21 protein-coding genes, 11 tRNA genes and 3 rRNA genes are annotated in these 25,097 nt (G+C 40.2%); 2 read left to right on the top strand and 33 right to left on the bottom strand.

Annotated elements, in window-relative coordinates; genetic code table 11:
• Nucleotides 1–586 precede the first annotated feature (586 nt).
• The 17 genes from H1D32_RS01720 to H1D32_RS01640 form a co-directional block, all read right to left on the bottom strand.
• Nucleotides 587–787 (bottom strand): hypothetical protein, encoded by a 201-nt coding sequence (locus H1D32_RS01720; RefSeq protein ID WP_261176448.1) that lies wholly within the window; start codon nt 785–787, stop codon nt 587–589.
• A gap of 153 nt (nt 788–940) precedes the next feature.
• On the bottom strand, nt 941–1,105 hold the full coding sequence (locus H1D32_RS01715) for a hypothetical protein (RefSeq protein WP_261176447.1): 165 nt from the start codon (nt 1,103–1,105) through the stop codon (nt 941–943).
• A 702-nt stretch (nt 1,106–1,807) separates the two neighbouring features.
• Nucleotides 1,808–1,923 (bottom strand): 5S ribosomal RNA (gene rrf, locus H1D32_RS01710).
• Between the two features lie 314 nt (nt 1,924–2,237).
• Nucleotides 2,238–4,638: ribosomal RNA gene (locus H1D32_RS01705) — 23S ribosomal RNA — on the bottom strand.
• Between the two features lie 375 nt (nt 4,639–5,013).
• A 16S ribosomal RNA gene (locus H1D32_RS01700) occupies nt 5,014–6,565 on the bottom strand.
• The 16S, 23S and 5S rRNA genes sit together here with 11 tRNA genes alongside, the layout of an rRNA operon.
• 232 nt (nt 6,566–6,797) lie before the next feature.
• A tRNA-Ile gene (locus H1D32_RS01695) sits at nt 6,798–6,874 on the bottom strand.
• Nucleotides 6,875–6,885: 11 nt separating this feature from the next.
• Nucleotides 6,886–6,959: transfer RNA gene (locus tag H1D32_RS01690), tRNA-Gly, on the bottom strand.
• Between the two features lie 13 nt (nt 6,960–6,972).
• Nucleotides 6,973–7,049, bottom strand: a tRNA-Pro gene (locus H1D32_RS01685).
• Nucleotides 7,050–7,145: 96 nt separating this feature from the next.
• Nucleotides 7,146–7,222 (bottom strand) — tRNA-Arg (locus tag H1D32_RS01680).
• Between the two features lie 180 nt (nt 7,223–7,402).
• Nucleotides 7,403–7,485, bottom strand: a tRNA-Leu gene (locus H1D32_RS01675).
• 50 nt (nt 7,486–7,535) lie between these two features.
• Nucleotides 7,536–7,619, bottom strand: a tRNA-Leu gene (locus H1D32_RS01670).
• A gap of 19 nt (nt 7,620–7,638) precedes the next feature.
• A tRNA-Asp gene (locus H1D32_RS01665) sits at nt 7,639–7,714 on the bottom strand.
• Nucleotides 7,715–7,729: 15 nt separating this feature from the next.
• Nucleotides 7,730–7,805: transfer RNA gene (locus H1D32_RS01660), tRNA-Val, on the bottom strand.
• 156 nt (nt 7,806–7,961) lie between these two features.
• Nucleotides 7,962–8,036 (bottom strand) — tRNA-Glu (locus H1D32_RS01655).
• An 8-nt stretch (nt 8,037–8,044) separates the two neighbouring features.
• Nucleotides 8,045–8,136 (bottom strand) — tRNA-Ser (locus H1D32_RS01650).
• Nucleotides 8,137–8,138: 2 nt separating this feature from the next.
• Nucleotides 8,139–8,213: transfer RNA gene (locus tag H1D32_RS01645), tRNA-Asn, on the bottom strand.
• Between the two features lie 137 nt (nt 8,214–8,350).
• Nucleotides 8,351–8,818: a SprT family protein gene (locus H1D32_RS01640; RefSeq protein ID WP_261176446.1), complete on the bottom strand. Its 468-nt coding sequence runs from the start codon at nt 8,816–8,818 to the stop codon at nt 8,351–8,353.
• Between the two features lie 133 nt (nt 8,819–8,951).
• Here H1D32_RS01640 and cmpA point away from each other — a divergent pair, with 133 nt between their 5' ends.
• Entirely contained in the window at nt 8,952–9,092 is a 141-nt protein-coding gene (gene cmpA, locus H1D32_RS01635) for a cortex morphogenetic protein CmpA (protein WP_261176445.1), read from the top strand.
• A gap of 96 nt (nt 9,093–9,188) precedes the next feature.
• Here cmpA and H1D32_RS01630 read toward each other — a convergent pair whose 3' ends face one another.
• From H1D32_RS01630 to acpS, 15 genes are all read right to left on the bottom strand, one after another.
• A complete protein-coding gene (locus H1D32_RS01630) occupies nt 9,189–11,369 on the bottom strand; it encodes a Tex family protein (RefSeq protein WP_261176444.1) in 2,181 nt (726 codons plus the stop codon).
• Nucleotides 11,370–11,511: 142 nt separating this feature from the next.
• Nucleotides 11,512–12,117: a SpoIIE family protein phosphatase gene (locus tag H1D32_RS01625; protein WP_261176443.1), complete on the bottom strand. Its 606-nt coding sequence runs from the start codon at nt 12,115–12,117 to the stop codon at nt 11,512–11,514.
• Nucleotides 12,118–12,903 (bottom strand): RNA polymerase sigma factor SigB, encoded by a 786-nt coding sequence (gene sigB, locus H1D32_RS01620; RefSeq protein WP_261176442.1) that lies wholly within the window; start codon nt 12,901–12,903, stop codon nt 12,118–12,120.
• Nucleotides 12,863–13,324, bottom strand: coding sequence for an anti-sigma B factor RsbW (rsbW, locus tag H1D32_RS01615; RefSeq protein WP_483861123.1), 462 nt, complete (start codon nt 13,322–13,324; stop codon nt 12,863–12,865). The genes sigB and rsbW overlap by 41 nt, the downstream gene beginning before the upstream one ends.
• 23 nt (nt 13,325–13,347) lie before the next feature.
• Nucleotides 13,348–13,683 (bottom strand): STAS domain-containing protein, encoded by a 336-nt coding sequence (locus tag H1D32_RS01610; protein ID WP_261176440.1) that lies wholly within the window; start codon nt 13,681–13,683, stop codon nt 13,348–13,350.
• A gap of 49 nt (nt 13,684–13,732) precedes the next feature.
• On the bottom strand, nt 13,733–14,746 hold the full coding sequence (locus H1D32_RS01605) for a PP2C family protein-serine/threonine phosphatase (protein ID WP_261176439.1): 1,014 nt from the start codon (nt 14,744–14,746) through the stop codon (nt 13,733–13,735).
• Nucleotides 14,747–14,760: 14 nt separating this feature from the next.
• A complete protein-coding gene (locus H1D32_RS01600) occupies nt 14,761–15,159 on the bottom strand; it encodes an anti-sigma regulatory factor (RefSeq protein WP_261176438.1) in 399 nt (132 codons plus the stop codon).
• Nucleotides 15,160–15,161: 2 nt separating this feature from the next.
• Entirely contained in the window at nt 15,162–15,518 is a 357-nt protein-coding gene (locus H1D32_RS01595; RefSeq protein ID WP_261176906.1) for an STAS domain-containing protein, read from the bottom strand.
• Between the two features lie 15 nt (nt 15,519–15,533).
• Nucleotides 15,534–16,331: an RsbT co-antagonist protein RsbRA gene (locus tag H1D32_RS01590; RefSeq protein ID WP_261176437.1), complete on the bottom strand. Its 798-nt coding sequence runs from the start codon at nt 16,329–16,331 to the stop codon at nt 15,534–15,536.
• Between the two features lie 255 nt (nt 16,332–16,586).
• Entirely contained in the window at nt 16,587–16,937 is a 351-nt protein-coding gene (locus tag H1D32_RS01585; protein WP_261176905.1) for a type II toxin-antitoxin system PemK/MazF family toxin, read from the bottom strand.
• Between the two features lie 6 nt (nt 16,938–16,943).
• Nucleotides 16,944–17,222 (bottom strand): CopG family ribbon-helix-helix protein, encoded by a 279-nt coding sequence (locus H1D32_RS01580; protein ID WP_261176436.1) that lies wholly within the window; start codon nt 17,220–17,222, stop codon nt 16,944–16,946.
• Between the two features lie 152 nt (nt 17,223–17,374).
• Nucleotides 17,375–18,544, bottom strand: coding sequence for an alanine racemase (gene alr / locus H1D32_RS01575; RefSeq protein ID WP_261176435.1), 1,170 nt, complete (start codon nt 18,542–18,544; stop codon nt 17,375–17,377).
• 212 nt (nt 18,545–18,756) lie between these two features.
• Complete coding sequence (locus H1D32_RS01570) at nt 18,757–19,782, bottom strand: outer membrane lipoprotein-sorting protein (protein WP_261176434.1); 1,026 nt, start codon at nt 19,780–19,782, stop codon at nt 18,757–18,759.
• Nucleotides 19,783–19,843: 61 nt separating this feature from the next.
• Complete coding sequence (locus H1D32_RS01565) at nt 19,844–21,382, bottom strand: NAD(P)H-hydrate dehydratase (RefSeq protein WP_314733342.1); 1,539 nt, start codon at nt 21,380–21,382, stop codon at nt 19,844–19,846.
• 185 nt (nt 21,383–21,567) lie between these two features.
• Nucleotides 21,568–21,927 (bottom strand): holo-ACP synthase, encoded by a 360-nt coding sequence (gene acpS, locus H1D32_RS01560; protein ID WP_261176432.1) that lies wholly within the window; start codon nt 21,925–21,927, stop codon nt 21,568–21,570.
• Nucleotides 21,928–22,393: 466 nt separating this feature from the next.
• Here acpS and H1D32_RS01555 point away from each other — a divergent pair, with 466 nt between their 5' ends.
• Nucleotides 22,394–23,140: a rhomboid family intramembrane serine protease gene (locus tag H1D32_RS01555; RefSeq protein ID WP_261176431.1), complete on the top strand. Its 747-nt coding sequence runs from the start codon at nt 22,394–22,396 to the stop codon at nt 23,138–23,140.
• Between the two features lie 268 nt (nt 23,141–23,408).
• Here H1D32_RS01555 and H1D32_RS01550 read toward each other — a convergent pair whose 3' ends face one another.
• Complete coding sequence (locus H1D32_RS01550) at nt 23,409–25,082, bottom strand: ABC transporter permease (RefSeq protein ID WP_396126126.1); 1,674 nt, start codon at nt 25,080–25,082, stop codon at nt 23,409–23,411.
• Nucleotides 25,083–25,097: the final 15 nt, after the last annotated feature.

Raw genomic sequence — 25,097 nt, 5'->3', positions numbered from 1 at the left:
TAGCGACAAGATTTATTATATCATGATAAGAAATCTTTTGCAACATCTTTTTTTAAAAAAGAACCAAGATGCTTTCAACGACCAGAAATATATAATAACATGAATTGATAACTAAAGTCAACCACAGTTTAACATTATTATTTGATATAAGAATAATAATTGTGGCAGAAGAATAATATACTACGATAACATGATGATTGCAATACCTTTTTAGAAATAAATAAAAATTTATATATGTTAATATCTATTTTATTTTAATATTCTATTGAAATAGCCAAGGTTCCCCATTGTTGCGTATATATATCGTAGGTTCCTCTTAGCAATTGATCGAGTGTCCAACCTTTTCAGTCGAAATCCTCTAGGGGAATATCCTAATAACCTGAACTTTTAATGTTTCATTTTTGTTATGGAACTTTTATAAGTTCTATTGTATCACCAACTCTGATAGTTCTTCTTTTTAACATTTAATCGTACCACAACTTTTTTTCCTTCTTTAATCCCATTTGATGTACCACTTCAAACTCACCTCATTAATTAAAAATCATAAATAAAAAAGAGTAACCTACTCTTTTTTCACCTGTAAATTTCAACCACCTTCTATACAAGTAGCAGTCGAACTACCAACTGCAGCATTTAGTTCAACAAGTAACCTAGTCAGGACATCTGCTTCAACTAATACTTCCATCATTTTATCATTAATGGGAACATCATATTTTTTAAAAACCTCTTCGGTATTACTCCAGACCTCAACAATTGCCTTGGGTGGCATATTAGATTGTATCACCATATAACAAACTCCCAACCTTCCTATTATAAGTACTTCAAAAATAAATTTGTCATTGTCATTTATTGTTTTTTCTAAAAAAAAATCAAGTATAAAAACCTACACGGTAATTATACCTGATTTTTTTTTTATCTTAGAAGCGTTTTAGAATACTTTTTATTTCTGTTTTACATCTCGACCTTCCGCACCGACCGAGGTCCCATGATTTTCATTACTTTGCAAGACATCTTTATCTACTTTTCGTGCCTTTTCCCCACCTAAGTATACTGATTTATGCTTTTCCGAAACTTCTTTAAACTTTTCAAAGTCTTGATTAACCATTTTTTTCACACCCTCCTACAAGTTGTGTTGGGATTCCCCTAAATATATAGTTTTTATTTAACTGGATTTTTTATACTTACGAAAAATTTTGTGTGATCAGCACATGAGACAGAAAAGTTCGGACATACTATATTCTGAGGAGCAGTTATGCTTCTCACAACCAACTTCAGCAGCATTTGAATGTTACTATCAATAACATTCGGAAGATCGATTGAACCTTTAATGAGGTGATTAGCTTGCAGCATAACCGGAAATTTCAAGATTGTTTTTAACAATAATGAAATGAGGTGTCTGTGGGATATAATAATCGATACGACCCCAGAGGATAAAGCTTGTTGGACGCGGTAAGAGAAGATGGTCACATTACGTGACTATCTTCTTTTTTGTTAAATATAGCATTACATCAACGTACTTTATATTAGTTAACTTCGATAATAACTAACGTTGTTTCCTTTATTATATGGTTGTAAAAACGCCTCATTAAAAAAAAGACTAGGACGACGATCCTCCAGATCGATGCTAGTTACATTCAACTCAGAGTTAATTCACATCATGAGTTACTTCTTTATTTTAATCCATGCAGCTTTGCGACGAGGATACGTCGCTATGAGTACCGCAGAAGCACACATAAAAATTACCCTAACTAAAATCTCATTTCATTTGTACACAAAAAAACACATCCATAATTGGATGTGTTTTTTCACCTAGCAACGTCCTACTCTCACAGGGGGAAACCCCCAACTACCATCGGCGCTGAAGAGCTTAACGGTCGTGTTCGGCATGGGAACGAGTGTGACCTCTTCGCTATCGCTACTAGATTATATGAAGAAAGTTCATTCCTTCAAAAAAGCTACTGACCTCAATCACATCGTGAGATGCTTCTTTGAGTTTACATCATGCTGCTTTGCGTCGAGGAAGCTTACTTCGAAGCTACACTGGTAGACACAGACGCACGAACTCAATTCAAGATCAAGCTACTTAATTTTTCAAGAAATTTTCATTCCCTGAAAACTAGATAACACACATTTAAGACTTGAGTAAAATTCAATCCGTTTATTTAGAATTTGGTATTTACTGCTTCGAGCTACTCACGCAACTCAAAACTCTACACTCATCACTCTAAACTTATTTATAGGATAAGTCCTCGACCGATTAGTATCTCTCAGCTCCACACGTCACCGTGCTTCCACCCGAGACCTATCAACCTCATCATCTTTAAGGGGTCTTACTGGATTAACTCCAAGGGAAATCTCATCTCGAGGGGGGCTTCATGCTTAGATGCTTTCAGCACTTATCCCTTCCACACGTAGCTACCCAGCTATGCTCCTGGCGGAACAACTGGTACACCAGCGGTGTGTCCATCCCGGTCCTCTCGTACTAAGGACAGCTCCTCTCAAATTTCCTACGCCCGCGACGGATAGGGACCGAACTGTCTCACGACGTTCTGAACCCAGCTCGCGTACCGCTTTAATGGGCGAACAGCCCAACCCTTGGGACCTACTTCAGCCCCAGGATGCGATGAGCCGACATCGAGGTGCCAAACCTCCCCGTCGATGTGGACTCTTGGGGGAGATAAGCCTGTTATCCCCAGGGTAGCTTTTATCCGTTGAGCGATGGCCCTTCCATGCGGAACCACCGGATCACTAAGCCCGACTTTCGTCCCTGCTCGACTTGTAGGTCTCGCAGTCAAGCTCCCTTTTGCCTTTGCACTCTACGAATGATTTCCAACCATTCTGAGAGAACCCGGAGCGCCAGCTTCGGTGGAGGCGTCGGTGGGATACTACCCTGATTGTATTGAAATTCTAACCTAGGACCGTGATCCGAGTTCTCCCGAGCGTCTTAGAATTCTCTTCTCGCCTACCTGTGTCGGTTTGCGGTACGGGCACCTCTCACCTCGCTAGAGGCTTTTCTTGGCAGTGTAGGATCAGGAACTTCGCTACTTAAATTTCGCTCGCCATCACAGCTCAGCCTTCGCGAGAAGCGGATTTGCCTACTTCTCAGCCTAACTGCTTGGACGCACATATCCATCAGTGCGCTTACCCTACCTTTCTGCGTCCCCCCATTGCTCAAACGGTGAGGAGGTGGTACAGGAATTTCAACCTGTTGTCCATCGCCTACGCTTTTCAGCCTCGGCTTAGGTCCCGACTTACCCTGAGCGGACGAGCCTTCCTCAGGAAACCTTGGGCTTTCGACGGAGGGGATTCTCACCCCTCTTTTCGCTACTCATACCGGCATTCTCACTTCTAAGCGCTCCACCAGTCCTTCCGGTCTGACTTCGCTGCACTTAGAACGCTCCCCTACCACTGCGCACCAGGTGCGCAATCCATAGCTTCGGTGATACGTTTAGCCCCGGTACATTTTCGGCGCAGAGTCACTCGACCAGTGAGCTATTACGCACTCTTTAAATGGTGGCTGCTTCTAAGCCAACATCCTGGTTGTCTGGGCAACTCCACATCCTTCTCCACTTAACGTATACTTTGGGACCTTAGCTGATGGTCTGGGCTGTTTCCCTCTTGACTACGGATCTTAGCACTCGCAGTCTGACTCCCGAGGATAAGTATTTGGCATTCGGAGTTTGACTGAATTCGGTAATCCTGTGGGGACCCCTAGTCCAATCAGTGCTCTACCTCCAATACTCTTCCCTCGAGGCTAGCCCTAAAGCTATTTCGGGGAGAACCAGCTATCTCCGAGTTCGATTGGCATTTCACCCCTACCCACACCTCATCCCCGCACTTTTCAACGTGCGTGGGTTCGGGCCTCCATTCAGTGTTACCTGAACTTCACCCTGGACATGGGTAGATCACACGGTTTCGGGTCTACGACCACGTACTCATTCGCCCTATTCAGACTCGCTTTCGCTGCGGCTCCGCCTCTTCAGCTTAACCTTGCACGTAATCGTAACTCGCCGGTTCATTCTACAAAAGGCACGCTGTCACCCGTAAATGGGCTCCAACTACTTGTAGGCACACGGTTTCAGGATCTCTTTCACTCCCCTCCCGGGGTGCTTTTCACCTTTCCCTCACGGTACTGGTTCACTATCGGTCACTAGGAAGTATTTAGCCTTGGGAGATGGTCCTCCCGGATTCCGACGGGGTTTCACGTGTCCCGCCGTACTCAGGATACACTCTGGAGGAAACGAAGTTTCGATTACAGGGCTGTTACCTTGTTTCGCGGACCTTTCCAGATCGCTTCGTCTACTTCGTTTCTTTGTAACTCCGTGTAGAGTGTCCTACAACCCCAAGGGGCAAGCCCCTTGGTTTGGGCTGTTTCCGTTTCGCTCGCCGCTACTCAGGAAATCGATAATTTCTTTCTCTTCCTCTGGGTACTTAGATGTTTCAGTTCCCCAGGTCTGCCTCCTCATAGCCTATGTATTCAGCTATGGGTACCATCCCATTACGGATGGTGGGTTCCCCCATTCGGAAATCCCCGGATCAAAGCTTACTTACAGCTCCCCGAGGCATATCGTTGTTCGTCACGTCCTTCTTCGGCTCCTAGTGCCAAGGCATCCACCGTGCGCCCTTTCTAACTTAACCTAAATTTTTCTTCAATCAGCTTACGCTTCTTTCGAAAAATTACCTAGTTATAAGGATTTTACGTCGAATTGAATTCTTGACTACTCAAGTTTACTCATAAAGTTTTTACAAACTTTCCGGTAAAACTTAAATGTGTTAGTTGTTATCTAGTTTTCAAGGAACAAAGCCACTGACCTCAATTACATCGTGAGATGCTTCATTGATTAGCTTCATGCAGCTTTGCGACGAGGATACGACGCAAGGAGTACCGCAGGAGCACAATAATGAATATTGAGCAGTTAACTATTTAATTGAGAGATCATTCTCTCAAAACTGAAACACAGCGTCAGCGTACTTTTCCTAAGAAAAGCATCGACTAGAGTTTTAACTCCATAGAAAGGAGGTGATCCAGCCGCACCTTCCGATACGGCTACCTTGTTACGACTTCACCCCAATCATCTGTCCCACCTTAGGCGGCTGGCTCCATAAAGGTTACCCCACCGACTTCGGGTGTTACAAACTCTCGTGGTGTGACGGGCGGTGTGTACAAGGCCCGGGAACGTATTCACCGCGGCATGCTGATCCGCGATTACTAGCAATTCCGGCTTCATGTAGGCGAGTTGCAGCCTACAATCCGAACTGAGAATGGCTTTATGGGATTGGCTCAACCTCGCGGTTTTGCTGCCCTTTGTACCATCCATTGTAGCACGTGTGTAGCCCAGGTCATAAGGGGCATGATGATTTGACGTCATCCCCACCTTCCTCCGGTTTGTCACCGGCAGTCACCTTAGAGTGCCCAACTAAATGCTGGCAACTAAGATCAAGGGTTGCGCTCGTTGCGGGACTTAACCCAACATCTCACGACACGAGCTGACGACAACCATGCACCACCTGTCACTTTGTCCCCCGAAGGGGAAAGCCCTATCTCTTGGGTTGTCAAAGGATGTCAAGACCTGGTAAGGTTCTTCGCGTTGCTTCGAATTAAACCACATGCTCCACTGCTTGTGCGGGCCCCCGTCAATTCCTTTGAGTTTCAACCTTGCGGTCGTACTCCCCAGGCGGAGTGCTTAATGTGTTAACTTCGGCACTAAGGGCATCGAAACCCCTAACACCTAGCACTCATCGTTTACGGCGTGGACTACCAGGGTATCTAATCCTGTTTGCTCCCCACGCTTTCGCGCCTCAGCGTCAGTTACAGACCAGAGAGTCGCCTTCGCCACTGGTGTTCCTCCATATATCTACGCATTTCACCGCTACACATGGAATTCCACTCTCCTCTTCTGCACTCAAGTTTCCCAGTTTCCAATGACCCTCCACGGTTGAGCCGTGGGCTTTCACATCAGACTTAAGAGACCGCCTGCGCGCGCTTTACGCCCAATAATTCCGGACAACGCTTGCCACCTACGTATTACCGCGGCTGCTGGCACGTAGTTAGCCGTGGCTTTCTGGTTAGGTACCGTCAAGGTACCGCCCTATTTGAACGGTACTTGTTCTTCCCTAACAACAGAACTTTACGACCCGAAGGCCTTCATCGTTCACGCGGCGTTGCTCCGTCAGACTTTCGTCCATTGCGGAAGATTCCCTACTGCTGCCTCCCGTAGGAGTCTGGGCCGTGTCTCAGTCCCAGTGTGGCCGATCACCCTCTCAGGTCGGCTACGCATCGTCGCCTTGGTAAGCCATTACCTTACCAACTAGCTAATGCGCCGCGGGCCCATCCTGTAGTGTTAGGTAAACCCAACTTTTACTTTCGAGCCATGTGACTCAAAAGATTATCCGGTATTAGCTTCGGTTTCCCGAAGTTATCCCAGTCTACAGGGCAGGTTGCCCACGTGTTACTCACCCGTCCGCCGCTAACAATTGAGAGCAAGCTCTCAATTGTCCGCTCGACTTGCATGTATTAGGCACGCCGCCAGCGTTCGTCCTGAGCCAGGATCAAACTCTCCATAAAAGTGTTTGATATAGCTCAAAAAATTTGTTACATTGACGAGATATTTACTATCTCTTTAATTCGCTTGGCTGTGTGTTCAGTTTTCAAAGAACGATTACTGTCGTTTTAGCGACAAGAGTTTAACTATATCAGAATAGCACTTTCTTGTCAACAATCAATTTATTACCGTAACAGCAACCTAATCATCATATCAATCATAACGAACTAAGTCAACACTGTTATCAAAAAAATATGGTGGGCCTAAGTGGACTCGAACCACCGACCTCACGCTTATCAGGCGTGCGCTCTAACCAGCTGAGCTATAGGCCCATATAGTAGATTGGAGCGGGTGATGAGAATCGAACTCACAACATCAGCTTGGAAGGCTGAGGTTTTACCACTAAACTACACCCGCATATTAAACTAAATGGTCGGGAAGACAGGATTTGAACCTGCGACCCCCTGGTCCCAAACCAGGTGCTCTACCAAGCTGAGCCACTTCCCGAGATATTAAGATGATTTACACTAACCAAACATGCTCCTGCGCCACTTCGTTTGCTCGTCGCAAACCTGCAGTGATGCTCATTCGAGGAAGTTGGTTTGGTGCGCCCTGAGAGATTCGAACTCCCGACCTTTTGATTCGTAGTCAAACACTCTATCCAGCTGAGCTAAGGGCGCATGTTGTATTTCAATGATGTTATTCATGATGATTACGGACGAAGTAACGCTCCGTAGACCCTGTTTCTTCCTCTACCCGTATTGCCTTCGAAGCTAATGCGTCGAAACAACTCGCAGCTTATCCGACGACGTTTTGCTCGTCGCTGAGCTAAGGGCGCATGTTGTATTTTAATGAAGCAATGCGGTCGAGAGGACTCGAACCTCCACGGGGATACCCCCACTAGCCCCTCAAGCTAGCGCGTCTGCCATTCCGCCACGACCGCATAATATAAACAGTAGACAATGAAGTTCTTTTTGCCGTTAAAATAAAAAATGGTGCGGGTGAAGGGACTCGAACCCCCACGTCAAAGACACTAGATCCTAAGTCTAGCGCGTCTGCCAATTCCGCCACACCCGCATTTTTCATTTAGTAAAGATGGCGGACCCGACCGGGATCGAACCGGCGATCTCCTGCGTGACAGGCAGGCATGTTAACCGCTACACCACGGGTCCATCTTATTAGTAATATGGTGGAGGATGACGGGTTCGAACCGCCGACCCCCTGCTTGTAAGGCAGGTGCTCTCCCAGCTGAGCTAATCCTCCGAAGTATTGATGAAGTCTATTCTAGGAAGACCCTGTTTCTTCCTCTTCCAGTAACACTAAGATGCATATGCGTCGAAACAACTCGACGTTAATCCAAGGATGCTTCGCTCGTCGCTGAGCTAATCCTCCATATGTTGCATTTAAAAATAGTAGTAATGGTGACCCGTACGGGATTCGAACCCGTGTTACCGCCGTGAAAGGGCGGTGTCTTAACCGCTTGACCAACGGGCCATTTAAAATGGCGGAGAAGGCGGGATTCGAACCCGCGCACCGCTTTCGCAGCCTACTCCCTTAGCAGGGGAGCCCCTTATAGCCTCTTGGGTACTTCTCCAGTGGCTCCGCAGGTAGGACTCGAACCTACGACCGATCGGTTAACAGCCGATTGCTCTACCACTGAGCTACTGCGGAATATTTTGTTCTGACTTAGACAAGTCTAACTTGTTTCCGCCATTTTGTCAATATTATTTTTCGCTTTATAACTGAGTTGAATTATTGTCAGCTCGTTTCAGCGACTTTTATAATTTAACATATACAAAACACTAAAGTCAACTTGTTTTGAAAGTTTTTGTCTTCCTGATTTTCCCTTTACACTTCCCACATACATATTTACTTGTATCAATCTCCCTTTTTCGATTAAAGATAGTATTACAATCCGTACAAGTATACACATGAAGGGTCTTACTAGTCCTTCTTAGTCCAGGAATTGCACCACAGTATTTAGTTCCATCTACTTTTGTAAGTAACTCTTGAAAGTCTTTATCAATATGGCGATAACCCCTTTTTTGAATATGTAAATGATAATGGCAAAGTTCATGTTTGATAATTCCTACCAATGCCTCCATCCCGAAATGTTCATATTGTTTTGGATTGATTTCAATATTATGCGATCTCAGAAGATATCTCCCACCTGTTGTTCTAAGTCTAGGATTAAATAAAGCTTTATGCTTAAAAGGCCATTCAAAAAAATCCCTAGATATTTCTTCAACTAACTCCTGTAACTGAAAATCATTCATAACCAAAACCCCTTATTGATTAATTACATTGAAAAAAACATTCAACAATGACAACCATTCATTCATATACTAAATATACTAACACACTTATATTTCAGTGGCATCTCATTAAAAATAGGAAGGGGGACTTCCGGTGCCTGACTGGCTGCAAAAGCAACTACAAAATGCTTTCCTCGAGAAAAACCGACATCAAATTCGGCTTTTAAACCAATGCTGGTATTACTACCATCGGAGGTATGAACCAGAAAATATCGGAAGAAAACATACAAAGTAATAAATAGAGTGGTAACTCATAAGTCCTGTTCAACTCAAAAGGTGTAATTGAGATGAGCCGATACTTATTTTGAGTTGCCACTCTATTTTATTTGAACTATCCTACAATTTGTTTTTCTGGTTTTAACATCGTTAATGCAATCCGTTGTTTCTTGACATCAACGGAATCTACCCAAACTGTAACAACATCACCAACAGAAACAACTTCCATGGGGTGCTTCACAAAACGATTGGTTAGTTTTGATATATGAACGAGCCCATCTTGCTTAACACCAATATCGACGAAAGCTCCAAAGTCTACAACATTGCGGATCGTACCTTGCAATTCCATCCCTGTTTGTAAATCCTCCATCTGCAATACATCTTTTTTCAAAAGTGGCGTTGCCACCTCATCACGAGGATCACGTAATGGACGGATTAATGCATCAACAATATCCTGCAACGTCGGAATTCCAACCTCCAACTCTGCCGCCATCTTTTCAATATTAATTTCCTTTAGTTGTTCACTTAATTGCGTTGAACCAATCTGTTCCGGTTTAGCCCCTACTTGCTTCAGCAACTTTTTGGTTTCTTTGTAGCTTTCTGGGTGAATGCCGGTTTGATCTAATGGATCATCTCCGTCAATCACTCGTAAAAACCCAATACATTGCTCGTATGTCTTCGCACCAAGACGAGGAATTTTCTTTAGTTGACTTCGATTCGAAAACTTTCCTTCTTCTTCACGTTTTTTCACGATGTTATTTGCAACTGATTTCGATAACCCAGAAACATATTGAAGCAACGAACTCGAAGCTGTATTAACATTAACCCCTACTTGGTTAACTACTGTTTCTACAACAAAGGTTAGTGAATCATTCAGTTTCGATTGGGTTACATCATGCTGATATTGACCAACCCCCACTGACTTAGGGTCAATTTTTACTAACTCAGCTAACGGATCTTGAAGCCTTCTAGCAATCGAGATTGCACTTCTTTCCTCAACCTGCAAATCAGGGAACTCTTCCCTCCCAAGCGGAGATGCAGAATAAACACTCGCCCCGGCTTCATTTACGATTAGATAATACACTTCTTTGTCTACTTCCTTAATAACGTCTGCAATAAATTGTTCTGTTTCTCGTGAAGCCGTTCCGTTCCCTACGGCGATTACTTCGATGTCGTGTTTTTTTATTAATTCTTTAACGATTTGTTTCCCTTTTTCTATCTCACTTTTTGGTGGTGTCGGATAGATAACAGAAATATGCAAGACTTTTCCTGTCTCATCTACAATCGCCAATTTACATCCTGTACGATAAGCTGGGTCAACCCCTAAAACCACTCTTCCTTTTAGAGGAGGTTGTAATAACAAGTTACGTAGATTTTCAGAAAAAATATGAATCGCTTGATCTTCCGCTTTCTCAGACAACTCCTTGCGAATTTCTCTTTCGATTGAAGGCTCAATTAATCGTTTGTAGCTATCACTAATAGCATCTCTTATATATGGAGTCACCAGGGAGTGACTTTTTTTTATGTACTTTCTTTCAATAAGCGTAATAATTTTGGCTAGTGGTGTAGCAAGAGCAACTTTTAAAACCCCATCTTTCTCACCTCTATTTAAAGCTAAAATACGGTGCGGTACAATTTTACTAACCTGCTCCTCGTATTCGTAATACATTTCATAGACGCCTTTTTCATCCTTCTCCACATCTTTAGATGTCGAAACGAGTTTTCCTTCTTTAAAGGTTAGCTCTCGAACTACCTTGCGAATCTCTGGATCATCAGATACCCATTCAGCAATAATATCTTTTGCTCCTTGTATCGCATCTTCCGCCGTATGTACTTCTTTTTCTTCAGAAATATATTGAGAAGCTGTCTCCTCTACACTGCCATCAGCAGGGAACGTAAATAGCCAAGTAGCAAACGGTTCTAGACCTTTTTCCTTTGCTACCGTTGCTCTAGTACGACGCTTTTGCTTATAAGGTCGATACAAATCTTCTACTTCCTGAAGCTTCGTAGATTTTGAAATTGCCTGTTGAAGTTCTTCTGTAAGCTTGTCCTGCTCTTGGATCAAGCGAATAACTTCCTCTTTTCTTGTCTCTAAGTTATTTATATATGTCCATCTATCGACGATAGTTCTAATTTGCACCTCATCAAGGGAGCCAGTTAACTCCTTACGATACCGAGCTATAAAGGGAACAGTGTTTCCTTCTTCAATTAAGGAAACAACATTTTCAATTGACTTTTTTGTAAACTCTGTTTCTTTCATCAGCAATTGCAGCATTGTTTGTTTTTTCTCTTCCATTTGTCTACACCAACCTTCTTCAATCATATTTATTTATTCTATATAAATAATGCAATAAAATAAAGGAAACAGCTGATTTCTATAAAATAAAATAGGCGACTCTCCCTAAGCCGCCTACATCATAAGTATTTCTCACTACAAATCACCTTAGTACATCCCCAACTAGAAATGTCATGTCATCTTTCTTTGGATCTACAAGTTTCTTCACGGTTTGAACGACATCAGCAATGTTGTTTTCTTTCAAAATCACCTTTTGTAAACTAGTCTGTAAATCGATACCGTCTGTAAAAACTATAAACCGGGTACCGGTTTGATATGGAAGGTGTTGTGTCGTAAAAGTAACCTTCTTCCCCGAAAGAAACCCTCTTCTTGGGATGGTCCTGGTTAAAATACCTTCAGGAGAATAAAAAACACAATTAATATTACCTGTGTTTGTATAAATTATTTCTTTTTTTATATAATCAACTTTCAAAATTGAAAGAACAACTCCGCGTTTATTAAATAATAATCGATTACAATTTTCCATTATCATTGTTAATTCTTCATGGTGATTTTCTCGGATATAATTCATCACTACCTTAGAAGCTTCATAAGCTAATTGACCGCTACCAAGTCCATCAGATACTGCGCAAATAAAGTAACCCTCACTTTCAACACAAGAAAAAGCATCGCCACACCAGGAGCTATTGTTTTTAGCTGCTTGGAGAAAGGCTACATCTACATATTTTAAAGATTGAATTCGGGTCATCTATAAACACTCCGTAGCTTTTACAGGTAACGAAGCTTTTATTTTTTCTAACGCCCGCCTTTGTAGTCTTGAAACATGCATCTGAGAGATTTCTAGTTTATCACCAGTTTCCTTTTGACTAAGCCCTTCATAAAAGGTGCAATATAGTATTTGTTTCTCCCTTTCTGTAAGCACAGAAAAAGCCTTTTCGATCAATAACTGCTGTTCCGTCTTTTCAAACCCTGTATCCGTCGCTCCTACTAAGTCAAGTAATGTCATAGCTCCACCTTCTTGATCAGCTTCTATTGAACGATCAACTGAAAGTGCTTGATAACTTCGCGACATTTCCATCGTTTCTAACACTTCTTCTTCTGTTACTTCTAAGTAGTTCGCTATTTCAATCACTTTTGGTGATCGTTGTAGCTCTGTTGTTAATTTCTCTACTGCATTTTTTATTTTAGGTCCAAGTTCCTTAATCCTTCTTGGCACATGAACGCTCCATGTCTTGTCTCTTATATATCTTTTAATCTCACCAATAATTGTTGGTACCGCAAACGATTCAAAGCTGCGGCCTACTGTAGGGTCAAACCTGCGCAATGCCCCTAATAGCCCAATCATTCCTACTTGTATAAGATCCTCATCATATCCTCTACCCCTGGAAAATTTCTTAGCTAACGTATGAACTAACGCTTCGTAATTTTTGACGAGTTTTGTTTGTACTTCTTCTGATTGTGATTGCTGGAATTCTCTTATTAGTTGTTCTATGTTATTGTCGATCTGTGATTGTTGCTGAAATCCGTCCGACATTCTGTTCCACCTCACCTCTTTGTAGGAACTTAGTCATGATGATAATCACACCTGCATCATTGCTGATCTCCACTTTATCCATTAAAGTGTCGATTAAAAATAAACCTAGGCCACCTTCCTTCAACTGAGCAATCGGTTTATCCGCATTAATCGGCCCTAAACTCCCTTTTAGATCTGCAACCGAGAAACTTTGCCCACGATCTGCAACCATAATTTCTAAGCGATCGTGATAGACCCCACACCCTATGGTCATTTGACCATCATTCTCTTTATAAGCATGGTTAACAACATTTGTACACGCTTCAGCAACGGCGATTTTAATGTCTTCTATATCGTCATAAGTATATCCGAGCCGATTAGCGATCCCGGAAATCGTTAAGCGAACGACACCTACATATTCAGGTTTGGCTGGAACCTTCATTTCTAAGAAATCCGATGTTTGACTCACTTCGCTTCCTCCCTCGTACTTTCTTCCTCGATGTTCATGACTTCATCTAGCCCAGTAATATGAAATAAACGCCGAACTCTTTCATTCATTCCGGTCAATATAAACGAACTATCATGTTTATGGGTAGACTTTAAAGCACCAATAAAAATCCCTAGCCCAGTACTATCGATATAATTAACCAGAGAAAAATCAACGATTATCTCACAATCTTTCTGTTCCGTTAAAGGTAATAATGTACTTCTTAGTTTATCTGATGTGTAAACATCTATTTCTCCCTTTAGGTATAAGTAATGTTTTGCCGCTTTTTCTATGTGGTCAACTTCTAAATTCATAGTTACCCTCCTCACATTCACATTGTTTATATACCACTATCTCTATTTTTTAAACGTCTCTTCTTATAATCATCAACGTAAAATCATCTTTTAGTTGAAAGTTTTGTAGCTTTTCTATATCACTATAGACATTTTCAGCAATTTCTTGTGCAGATAAATGAAGATAACTTCTGATTAATTTCATTACTTCACTTCTCTCTATAAAGCCACTCTCAGTTCTACATTCTGTTACCCCGTCTGAAAGTAGGACAATGATATCACCAATTTCAACCTTTGCTTGATACTCTTGAAACTTTGCTTTTTTCGTTAAACCGAGGACAAGGCCCTTTGTTTCTAAATCAAAGAATTGATCGCTAGTCGCTTGATAATAAAACCCTGGTTCATGACCCGCCCCTGAATAGTGAAAGATATGATTTTGTAAATCATATGATCCATAAATCATCGTTATAAACATAGTTGAACTAATATTTTGTTCAACTACTCGATTTAAATTTTCAAGAAGAGCACTTGGTTGTAGACGCTGTTCAGGCAAACTATCCATAGCATATTTTATCATTGACATACACAAGGCCGCCGGTACTCCCTTGCCGATAATATCAGCTACAGCAAAACCTAAATGCCACTGATCATCCTCATTAAAGTGATAATAATCGCCACTAACTGCACTAGCAGCAACACTTTTTATTCCAATATCAAGTGGTTCGACCCTCGGAACATCCTTAGGGAGTAATTGTTGTTGCATCTTAGCAGCAACTGCAAATTCGGAATCTAACTGCTTTTGCCGGTCTCGTAAACTTTGATGTTCTCTGTATGCAAGTCCATAGCCCACCATTACCTCTAGTAGTAATTCATTGGTTGCCAAGACTTCTGGTGGTAAGCTAGGAATTAGTTCTTGGACGACCGTTACATGTAAGTTAACCATTTCCTCAGGAGACATATTCTCTTTGATTAACTCCCGCGAAAACTGTTGGGCTTCGTAGAGACAATGCTCACTATTTGTTAGTAAATATCCTTCTAGGATTGATTTATACATTTCATGTAAGCTAATATCAGTTTTCTCCATCACTCATCTCCTATCTAACGGATCCACTTAATAGCATTCACTGTTGTACCTTCTCCAATGGCCGATTCTATTGAAAATTCATCCATTAGTCGTTTAACCCCTGGTAATCCAGCACCTAACCCCCCAGATGTTGTAAATCCATCCTCCATAACTTTACGTAAATCCTTGATACCTGGTCCATGATCAATGGCTGACACCTTTATTCCTACTTTATTAACTAGGACAACCTTCTCAATACAAATTTGACCTTTTTTCGCATATAAATATATATTTCTAGCAAGCTCAGAAATCGCTGTGGTAATCCTTGCTTGGTCTACAGAACCAAAACCGATCTCCTTAGCTAACGTTCTCCCGGCTTGTCTAGCTGCCACAATACTCCACTCACTTTTAACCTCTACACAGGTTTGGGACATTTTTATCCCTCCAATTCCTGCTGTAATTTTTCCAATCCCTGCTCTAAGTCTAAGGCTGTAGGCACCCCATGTAATAAAATCCCCATATCAACTAATGTAATGGCGACTGCCGGTTGAATTCCTGTAAGTACTACTTTTGCTCCCATTAAGTTGGACATATCAACGACATCACCTAAAACTTTAGCAATGAAAGAATCGATAAAGTCTACTGATGTAAGATCAATAACAACTCCACGTGAACCAGCATCATGTATCTTATTTAAGATATCTTCTTGAAACTGCAGGGCAGTTTGATCATCTAATTCAATTTGAACGGAAACTAGCAAATAATCTTTTAACTTTAAGATTGGAATTCTCATCATACTCTCCCCTTTTTACCCCTCAATCGTTACAATCTTTTTATTTGTAAGTTCTAAAGCCGTTTCAATTCCCTTTTTCAATGTGTTTTTCGTCGGGAATTTCGATAAATCAATGCCCAAATTAACTATTGTTTGGGCAATCTCTGGTCTAATTCCAACTAAAATACATTTAGCACCTACTAATCGAACTGCTTCCGAGGCTTGGATAATATGGTTAGCTACCATCGTATCAACAACAGGAACTCCCGTAATATCAATAAGCACAACTTCGGAACGATGCTCAATGACCCCATTCAAAAGATTTTCCATAATCAACTTTGCTCTTTCTGTATCAATCGTACCAATAAGCGGCATCACACTGATAGTTTCAAAAACGGGAATTAGGGGTGCTGAAAGCTCCTTTAGAGCCATCTTTTGCAGGAATACCGTATTTTCCCACGATCCAGAGTATTCAGTAACTAGCATATTCACAATTTGGTCTACCCACATACTAACCTCATAATAAACCTCTATATCTACTTTGGCTGTTTCAGCACCATCATACAAAGTATCTAAAATGACTTTCCTAAACGTCTGTAGTCCAGTTGTTAAGTAAGATAACGGCCAGCCAACTTGAATGAGCCCCTCTGTAAATTGACTAAAGTGTTCATCAAATAATTCTTGACCATGACTAAGGGCATTTAAAATGATCTCTACAAATTCTTTATTCGTACTTGTGTAAACATAGTCTGATATATTTTCAAAATTATCATCTCTTTTGACTTCTTCTATTTCATGTAGCCAATTTTCAAAATAACTTCTCGTTTGTTTCAATCAGCTTTATAACAGATGGTTTCATTTCTTCTGCCAACTCCTTTTCAGCTATTTCTACTATTATTTCATTTCTAATAATAGGATGCAAAGATTTATAATTTCAGTGTAGAGTGTATAGTTTAGAGTTACTGCATGTAACGCTACGAAGGTCCTACGACTAAATTCATCAGAATAATCCGATAAATTTAGTCAATAAAAAAAGCTGCTGTATCAGCAACTTTCCTTAATGTACGCATAATTGGAATAAAATCAAAATTAAAAATCAATGAGTCCTAAACTAATTTGTAATGCCTCATTGACTCGAGACATCATATCCTCGTCTAAATGAGTAATTTTGTCTGTTAATCGTTGCTTATCAATTGTACGAACTTGTTCTAATAAGATAACAGAATCCCTATCAAAGCCATAACGCTTTGCATTAATTTCTACATGTGTTGGTAGTTTGGCCTTCTGGATCTGAGCTGTAATTGCTGCGACGATGACTGTTGGGCTAAACCGATTTCCAATATCATTCTGAATGATGAGAACTGGCCTTACTCCACCCTGCTCTGAACCGACAACTGGTGAGAGGTCAGCAAAATAAACGTCGCCACGTTTTACAACAATCAAAATTTACACCCCACTAACTAAATCTAGTGTGCGTGTGTGCTCCGCTTCCTCTTCAGCAAGAAAAGCTTCAGCAGCAATATTCAAATTAATTTTTGCCATTTCCATATAACCTTGTTGCATTGTTTCGCGAATTTGACGTTTCTTTTTTTCACGAAGATATGCTTTTGTAGCTTGGGAAATAAATTCACTTCGGTTAACATTTTCTCGTTTAATCAAGCCATCAACCTCATTTAATAAATGTTGTGGTAAGCTTACCGTGATTCTCTTTGTGTTAGCAGACACAAAAACACCTCCAACGTACACCTACAACTAAATTTAATTATATCCATGAATAATCATAGCACTACCGCTACCGTTTTGCAAAGACTTATCTTAAAATGTCTCTTGATAATATTCGCTAAAAGAAGCCACCATTCCTGTTATTCCTAGCATTTTTAGAAAACTTTATTATTTACTGTAATTATTTCCCCATTTTTCATGTAAACTCTCGGAACTCGATAACTAATTAAACAAGGGATTTCATAATTGATGGTTTCAAGTCGCTCAGCAACTTCATTAACAGAAATCATTTCCTTATTCTGTTTCCCGATGAGAGTCACTTTCGTCCCAACAGGCACTTTTTTATTCAATTTGATCATCAATTGATCCATACATACTCTACCCACAATTGGGCATCTTTCTCCCTCGACAAGAACAAAGCCATTTTTACCATTATGACGCAGCCATCCATCAGCATAACCAATAGGAATAGTGGCAATCCACTCGCTTCCCTTCGTCCTATATGTTGCCCCATAACTTATTCCTTCATTACTAGTTACTTCTTTTACATGAATAATTTTGCTATGCAGGGAAAACGCCTCTTGTAACGAGAAAGGAATTTCATCTTCAATCTCCTTAGATGGTGTTAAACCATACATTGAGATGCCAACTCTTGTCATCGTAAACATCTTTTCTGGAAATCTGATCGTTGCAGCACTATTTCCACAATGAATGTATGGAACGTTAAGGCCGTATGCTTTCAGCGTTTCTAACATTTCTAAAAATCGGTCATATTGCAAATAAAAATAATCTAAGTTTTTTTCATCGGATGTGGCAAAATGGGTGTAAACACCTTCTAATGTAAATTGTTTATTTTTATTAATGTAATCTATTACAGTTTTGCCTTCATTTTTCGTTCTTATTCCAATCCTGCCCATACCTGTGTCAATTTTCAAGTGAAATACACAATTCAAGTTAGGTTTGAGGTGTTTTTCTGCTTCCATTAACCATTGCTCCTGAAAAACAGTTAAAATAATGTTATTTTCAGCAGCTATATTAATATCACTCGGTCGTACCCAACCAAGTACTAAAATAGGTTCAGTTAATCCTTCTTTGCGTAATGCAATAGCTTCATCTAAAATGGCTACTCCCAAATAGGTAGCTCCAGCTTTTAACGCCGCTTTAGCCACTTGAACAGCTCCATGACCATAACCATTTGCTTTTACAGCAGCCATCACTTTTACATCGTTATCTAAATTACTCTTTATTGACTTTATGTTACTTTCGATGGCATCAAGATTAACTTCTACCCACGTATCTCGATAAAAACCGTTCAAGTTTTCCAACGTAATTTCCCCTTTAAAAGTGCAATTGCTCTAAAATGATAATCCGAAACTAGACATATATTATATATGATATTAATGAGATATAACAGATTGTCAACATTACTTTATAAATATCCTAGTAGAAATTTTTTACTTTTACTACTTTTCTTTTACCCTTCATCTAGAGAAAAGGCAGACACCTTATGATCTTGGGTCCGCCTTTTCTTCATTATTTACTTTACATGAGTTCCATAAACTGACTTTGCAATTGAGAGCATTTCTTCTTGACTTAAGTCTTTAGACGCTAAGAAGAAGTCTACACCATCATAAGACCAATTCAATGAATTAATTTGCCCCTCGCTAGACATTGCACCAATTGTAAATCCTAAATCAACAGGCTCACCATCAGTTACGTGCATCGGGATGCTCGCTTGTTGGACTCTGCTCTTTTGCTGGATTAACGTAAAATTGTTATCTCCAGTATAAGATAGGATAATACGTGTCCCCTCTTCAATACTTACTTCCTTAGAATCATTTAACATTGTTCCATCAGGTACGTACATTGGGAAAACAGGGACTAATGGTTCCTGGCTTTCTTGTGCCATAGCTGGTAAGCTTTCTAATTGTGCTCCTGTCATGTTACGGTCCATATCAAAGTCACCATCATTAAAGCCAGCATTCAGTTCAAAATTAGTGAATTCTACAGTTACTAAAATGTTTAATTCTACGTCCTTGATTTTCGCTGAAACTGGTGTTAAGTCTTTTTTGTTTAAGGTGATTTCTTGTTGCTGTAAGTTTTTATTTTGATAGTTTGTTTTCGTTTGGAAGATATAGTGGTCTTCAGTTGCCGTAAATGTTCGCTCAGGATCCATTAGAATATCGTTAGCAAGAGACTCGTATAGATAAACTTGGCTATTATTTTCTGGCCAGTCACTTTGGAAACGGAAGCTTTTGTTCAATGCTGGTGTTAGGACAAAAACACCTTCGTCATTTCTTAAGATGATTTGACTTTGGTCTTTTGTAGCATTGCTTAATGCAACTCTGTAATACGTCGGTTGCTTGTGCCAAATTTCCACTTGATATTGCTGTGGATCTTTTCCAGTTTCAAGTGTCATAACAGCTTCAGCTTTATAGCCTGTCATATTCTTAACTTTTTCACCTAGTTCTTCAATAATATCTTCTTGGGTTTTTTCACCACAAGCTGCTAGCAATCCCAGAAGTAATATACACGAGAATATAATTGAAGTGATTTTTTTCATTCATTCTCAACCCCTTTGTCTCATTTAGACGACAAAGGAGGGAATTCTATCGGAAGTTGCGCTAACTGTATTGATACTGTTCCAAAACGTGCGGCATTATCGTAACAAGATCAGAGGCAATAACACTTATTGGACTCCATCCATTTCTAGTTAAATAATCCGCTGCTTTACCATGAAGAAAGACAGCATTACTAATGGCAGATTGTACATCTCTTTGTTGCATAATTAAAGCTAACACCATTCCTGTAAGAACGTCACCTGATCCACCTTTCGCTAAAGAAGCGTTTCCAGTTGTATTAATAAATTGTTTCCCTCTAGGTGTTGTAACAATGGTATAAGGCCCTTTTAAAACGAGATAAACTCCATACTTTTCGGCAAATTGCTTTGAGAACTGAAATCGGTTTTTTTCGATTTTTTCTATAGGTTCATTCATAAGGTAAGCAAACTCCCCTACATGTGGTGTAAGAACAGTAACACCCTTACGCATTTGTAAACTAGGGAGAAAGTTTTTTAAATAATAAAGGCCATCTGCATCAATGATCAATGGTTTATTGAAACTAGTTAATAATGTATCAATAAAATCTCCTTTAGTACTTCTACCAAGCCCTGGACCTACAGCAATCGCGTCATAGCGATTGTCAAGAACCTCATTCGAAAGATTCAAAGTAGCAATTTCGCCATTTTCAGATGGACAAAGGTGAAATGTAGCTTCAATTAGCTGACTTGCAATTGCCTGATGGGCAGTTTCAGGAGTGGCTAAAGTCACTAGTCCAGCCCCTAAACGATGACAAGCTTTAGCTGTTAAAATTGGCGCTCCAGTCATAGCTTGAGAGCCAGCAATAATTAGTCCCTTTCCATGACTTCCTTTATGTGATGATGGCTTTCTTACCGGCAACGTCTGAATTATATCTTCTTCTGTCCAGATGAAACGTTCACTCGAGATTTGATCAATGGCGCGCTTAGGAATTCCTATATCGACTATCGTAAGTTCTCCAAGATACTCCCTGAAAGGAAATAGAAAACTACTAAGCTTTGGACATTGAAAGGTAATCGTATGGGTAGCCTTCACTGCCAAAATTGGTTCATCAACATTTCCATCCGCTGATAAGCCGCTAGGTATATCAACGGAAAGGATATTCCCATGACTACGGTTCACTTCTTCAATAATCTCTCTGTACGGTGACCGTAACGGTCCATTGTATCCTGTACCAAGAAGTGCATCAATGATGTGAGTGTAGCTCATAAAAATTTGCGATAGACCAGTAGCAGAGATTGTTTCAAAGCTATTAACCTGATACCCTAATTTCAAGTAAATATCCATATGGTAGCGTGCCGTGCCTTTAACCTTACTTACAGGCGGAACAAGCCAAACATCAACATGGTAGCCTTTTTCTAATAAAGATCTTGAAATAACAAAACCATCACCACCGTTATTTCCAACACCAATTAGAACAGCAATTCTAGCTTTCTTCTTATCTAATAAACTAATGATGTGATTTACAAAAGCCTGCCCGGCATTTTCCATTAGTAACTCTTCTGTTAAACCAATTTCTTCAATGGTATAGCGATCGATTTGGCGCATTTCAACACCCGTTACCACATTCAAAATAGTTCCCTCCTATCCGCACTACCACTATATGAGACTGTCCCACACAATATGCAGACTAGCATGACAAGCCGGTGAAAAAAGTTATGAGTTTTGAGTGTTGAGTGTTGAGTTGCTTATGGTTGAAGCCTCCAAGCTTCTTTTGAATTCACTCAAAAAAACTCAAAACTCCTAACTCATCACTCATAACTCTCAATGATTACATTCGCAACTGCATACTCTTTACTATGTGAAATAGAAATATGTACGGTTCCATGATTTAGTTTTGAAATCAATATCGGCTTTCCAGTTTTATCAGGAAGGACCTTTACATCCTGCCATGAAAGGCGTTTTCCAATTCCTGTTCCAATAGCTTTTGCAAAAGCCTCTTTGACTGCAAAACGGCCTGCTAAAAACTCAACTTGTCTATTTTCTGATAGACGGAAGAATATTTCTTGTTCCTCTGGTGTTAAAATTCGTTGAACAAAAGCTTGATGTCGTTTCAAAGCACCATTTATTCGCTTTAATTCAACTATATCAATTCCGGTTCCAGTGATCATAATCCTCTTTCAAACCCCAATCTAAACAATCGTTTTTCTAACATTTTATCATACCTATTGACATAGGATGGAAATAACCGAGTATCGTTTTATCTAATTATTTCTGTTATATCAAGGTTTTATGCTACAATAATTAGAAATAAAGAATAAGGTACTTTAGTTATAAGAATGCATTCAGCAACAAAACAGAAAAACCAACTATGTTTAAACATGGCTGTTTGCGCAAAGTTTGTTGCTTTCGTAAAAATCCCAAAATCCGGATTATTACACATACATACTAGAACTTCACTACTTATATAGTTAGCATTGCTCTTTTCTTACTAACTTTATTGGGTGATGCTAAGGAATTTTCCCAATAAAGTTAGGTTAAAAAGCAACAAGTTTTTTAGTGCGACGAGTAACCGCAGGAGCAATGTTTTAGAAAAGAGCCTAAACCATAAATACTTTCAGAAATCAGGTGATGTTGATGTTTGTTAGAAATGAAGATTTTGGATCGTTCCTTAGGTCTTATCCCATTGTATCTGGTATCGTAGCTATCCATCTTGTTTTATTTTTATGGATGTTCTTATTTCCAGGATTCGGTGGAAACCTTATTTTTTTGCTAGGTGTAGGACATAACTTATCTATTGCCCAAGGAGAAATATGGCGGTTAGTAACACCTATTTTTATGCATGTCTCAGCTGGACATTTCTTATTTAATTCTTTCTCTTTAGTATTATTTGGCCCAGCCTTAGAAAGATTACTTGGAAAAGGACGCTTTATTAGTGTCTATTTATTAACAGGAATACTAGCGAATATCGCTACCTACTACATTGGTGGTCTTGGTTATTCTCCTCATTTAGGTGCATCCGGAGCTATCTACGGACTCTTCGGTATCTATTTATATATGACCATCTACCGCAAGGACTTAATTGATCGTGATAATTCTCAACTTATCCTAACAATTCTCGTCATCGGATTAGTAATGACCTTCGTAAATGTCAGAATTAACATTTATGCACATATTTTTGGATTTATTGCAGGTGCTGCACTTGCTCCAATATTCTTAACGAAAATTAAAAGATACACTCCTGAGTATCGACATGTATTCGATAACGAAATAACCTTCAATCCAAATCGTTGGAAAAAGCGCCGATTTAGTGCTAATACGAAAAAGAAGTTTTTTTGGATCATCTTTGCTATCATCGTTTTAGTTGGGCTAATGACTAGATAATGTAAGAAAAGTGCAAGCGCCTTGGTTAGCCCCGACAAGCAAATGTTCTTCGAGAAAAAAGCGTGGTCTTTCACTTTTATTCTCGAAGAACATTCGAACTCGAGGGGCTGGGCGCTGCTCCTGCGTCACTTCGTTTACTCGTCGCAAAACCTGCATCGAAGTAAATTCATTAATGTGTCTTGGAGCTAGACATCAAATACTAAAAACCAAATATACTTTCATAATCTTTCTAAAAAGCCATGTCCGAGTTTACGGACATGGCTTTTGTTTAGTATTTTTTTAACAAATATTTCAAAGGCAAGATTGACACTAAAATAATAATTAAGGCTGCAGGAGCGGCTAGATGGTAAACTGCTTCGCTCGTTTCTACCCATATCCGAATTGCCAAGGTGTCAAATCCCGGCGGCCTTAAGAGTAAGGTCGCTGGTAGCTCTTTAATTGAGCTAACAAAAACAAGTGCACCCCCGGCTAATATTCCCGGCAAGATAGACGGGATGATGATTTTCAGCATAACCATCCAAGGTGGATAACCTAAGCTTCGAGCAGCTTCATCCATCCGTGGCGAGATTAAACTTAATGAGGCTTCCCCTGACTGCATTGCTTGTGGTAAAAATCGGATCATAAAGGCAATAGAGAGCATCATCGGAGTGTTATATAACCATGGTATGTGGTTGTTAAATACAAAGATAATCCCTAAAGCTACAATGACGCCAGGAAGGGCGTAGCCAGCAAAGCTTAATTTTTCAATGATTGAAGTTATAAATGATGGGTATCGTGACTTCAAATAAACAATCGGCAAAGCAAACAGCATACAAAGAATTGCAGCTATCCCGGATACTTGAATGCTATTCCATGCAAATCCCCAAAAACGAGCATTTAAAGCTCCTTCAGCAACTCCAATGATTGACCAGTAAACTAAGACGACAATCGGTAAAACGATTGAGAAGAAAAATACGGTATAAACAAGAAGTAAGGCCGGAAACTTCCATTTCCCTAATTCCAAAATATCAGGCTTTTTAAAGCTATTTGAGCTTTGGTGATATCCTTGCTTCTTTTTTGTCTTCGCTTCAATCCAGAGGACAATTAGCGTTAGCGCAATTAGAACGACACTGAGTACTGTTGCCGCCAAAGCATCATAACTTCCCATTTGAAAGTAAATAGCTGCAGTGAAAGTTGTGTAACGGAGCATTGCAATTGCTCCAAAGTCACCTAAGACATATAAAGCAATTAAGATCGCCCCAGCCCCTATTGCCGGTCGTAAAAAGGGCAAATTGACCTTCCAGAATATCTGCGATGTTGTCATTCCTTGTGAACGAGCTACCTCTTCATAATTTCGATTCATTCTTCTTAACGCCGCACTTGCTATTAAGAATACATAAGGATATGTAAACAGAGTTAAGACGATGAAAACACCCCAAAAACTATAGACGTTAATTGGATAATCAAACTGAGAAAGGAAACTGTTTTCAACCCAAAATTTACGCACCCAGCCTCGCGGACCAAAAATAATGATATAGGAGACTGCACCTACATATGGCGGAATTACTAACGGGAGAGCGAGAAGCCACTGCCACGTTGTTCTTCCTGGTAAGTTAGTTCGATTTACAAACCACGCAAGACTGACACCAATGAGCACCGCAAAAAATGTAACCATTAAGGTTAGGCTAATCGTACTCCAAAGCAAACCTGGTATACGGTTATCAAGTAAGCGCATCCAGCGATCTGCACCAGCAAACATGGAGCGCCATACCACATAAATAATCGGTACACTCATCACAAGTGCAACCAAGGTTCCAATCAATAAGAGGATAGAACCAGGTGGATTGCCATTCCATATCTTAAACCACCGATTTCTAAAAAAAGAGGAATAGGTAGAGAAGAAACTCTTCTCTACCTTATTTTTCCTGTTATCGTTTTTAGCGTTATTATTTTCGTTCATCATTATTTACAACTCCCG

This window comes from Anaerobacillus sp. CMMVII (assembly GCF_025377685.1).
Lineage (GTDB): Bacteria > Bacillota > Bacilli > Bacillales > Anaerobacillaceae > Anaerobacillus.
Note: the sequence above shows the minus strand (reverse complement) of the source record. Positions and strands in the feature narration are given on the sequence as shown.

Bases quoted from the DNA above. Each gene is read 5' to 3' on its own strand.
- H1D32_RS01720 (WP_261176448.1), bottom strand. From the start codon at position 787: ATGGTGATACAATCTAATATGCCACCCAAGGCAATTGTTGAGGTCTGG.
- H1D32_RS01715 (WP_261176447.1), bottom strand. From the start codon at position 1,105: ATGGTTAATCAAGACTTTGAAAAGTTTAAAGAAGTTTCGGAAAAGCAT.
- H1D32_RS01640 (WP_261176446.1), bottom strand. From the start codon at position 8,818: ATGAATGATTTTCAGTTACAGGAGTTAGTTGAAGAAATATCTAGGGAT.
- H1D32_RS01630 (WP_261176444.1), bottom strand. From the start codon at position 11,369: ATGGAAGAGAAAAAACAAACAATGCTGCAATTGCTGATGAAAGAAACA.
- H1D32_RS01625 (WP_261176443.1), bottom strand. From the start codon at position 12,117: ATGACCCGAATTCAATCTTTAAAATATGTAGATGTAGCCTTTCTCCAA.
- sigB (WP_261176442.1), bottom strand. From the start codon at position 12,903: ATGTCGGACGGATTTCAGCAACAATCACAGATCGACAATAACATAGAA.
- rsbW (WP_483861123.1), bottom strand. From the start codon at position 13,324: ATGAAGGTTCCAGCCAAACCTGAATATGTAGGTGTCGTTCGCTTAACG.
- H1D32_RS01610 (WP_261176440.1), bottom strand. From the start codon at position 13,683: ATGAATTTAGAAGTTGACCACATAGAAAAAGCGGCAAAACATTACTTA.
- H1D32_RS01605 (WP_261176439.1), bottom strand. From the start codon at position 14,746: ATGGAGAAAACTGATATTAGCTTACATGAAATGTATAAATCAATCCTA.
- H1D32_RS01600 (WP_261176438.1), bottom strand. From the start codon at position 15,159: ATGTCCCAAACCTGTGTAGAGGTTAAAAGTGAGTGGAGTATTGTGGCA.
- H1D32_RS01595 (WP_261176906.1), bottom strand. From the start codon at position 15,518: ATGAGAATTCCAATCTTAAAGTTAAAAGATTATTTGCTAGTTTCCGTT.
- H1D32_RS01570 (WP_261176434.1), bottom strand. From the start codon at position 19,782: ATGAAAAAAATCACTTCAATTATATTCTCGTGTATATTACTTCTGGGA.
- acpS (WP_261176432.1), bottom strand. From the start codon at position 21,927: ATGATCACTGGAACCGGAATTGATATAGTTGAATTAAAGCGAATAAAT.
- H1D32_RS01555 (WP_261176431.1), top strand. From the start codon at position 22,394: ATGTTTGTTAGAAATGAAGATTTTGGATCGTTCCTTAGGTCTTATCCC.
- H1D32_RS01550 (WP_396126126.1), bottom strand. From the start codon at position 25,082: ATGATGAACGAAAATAATAACGCTAAAAACGATAACAGGAAAAATAAG.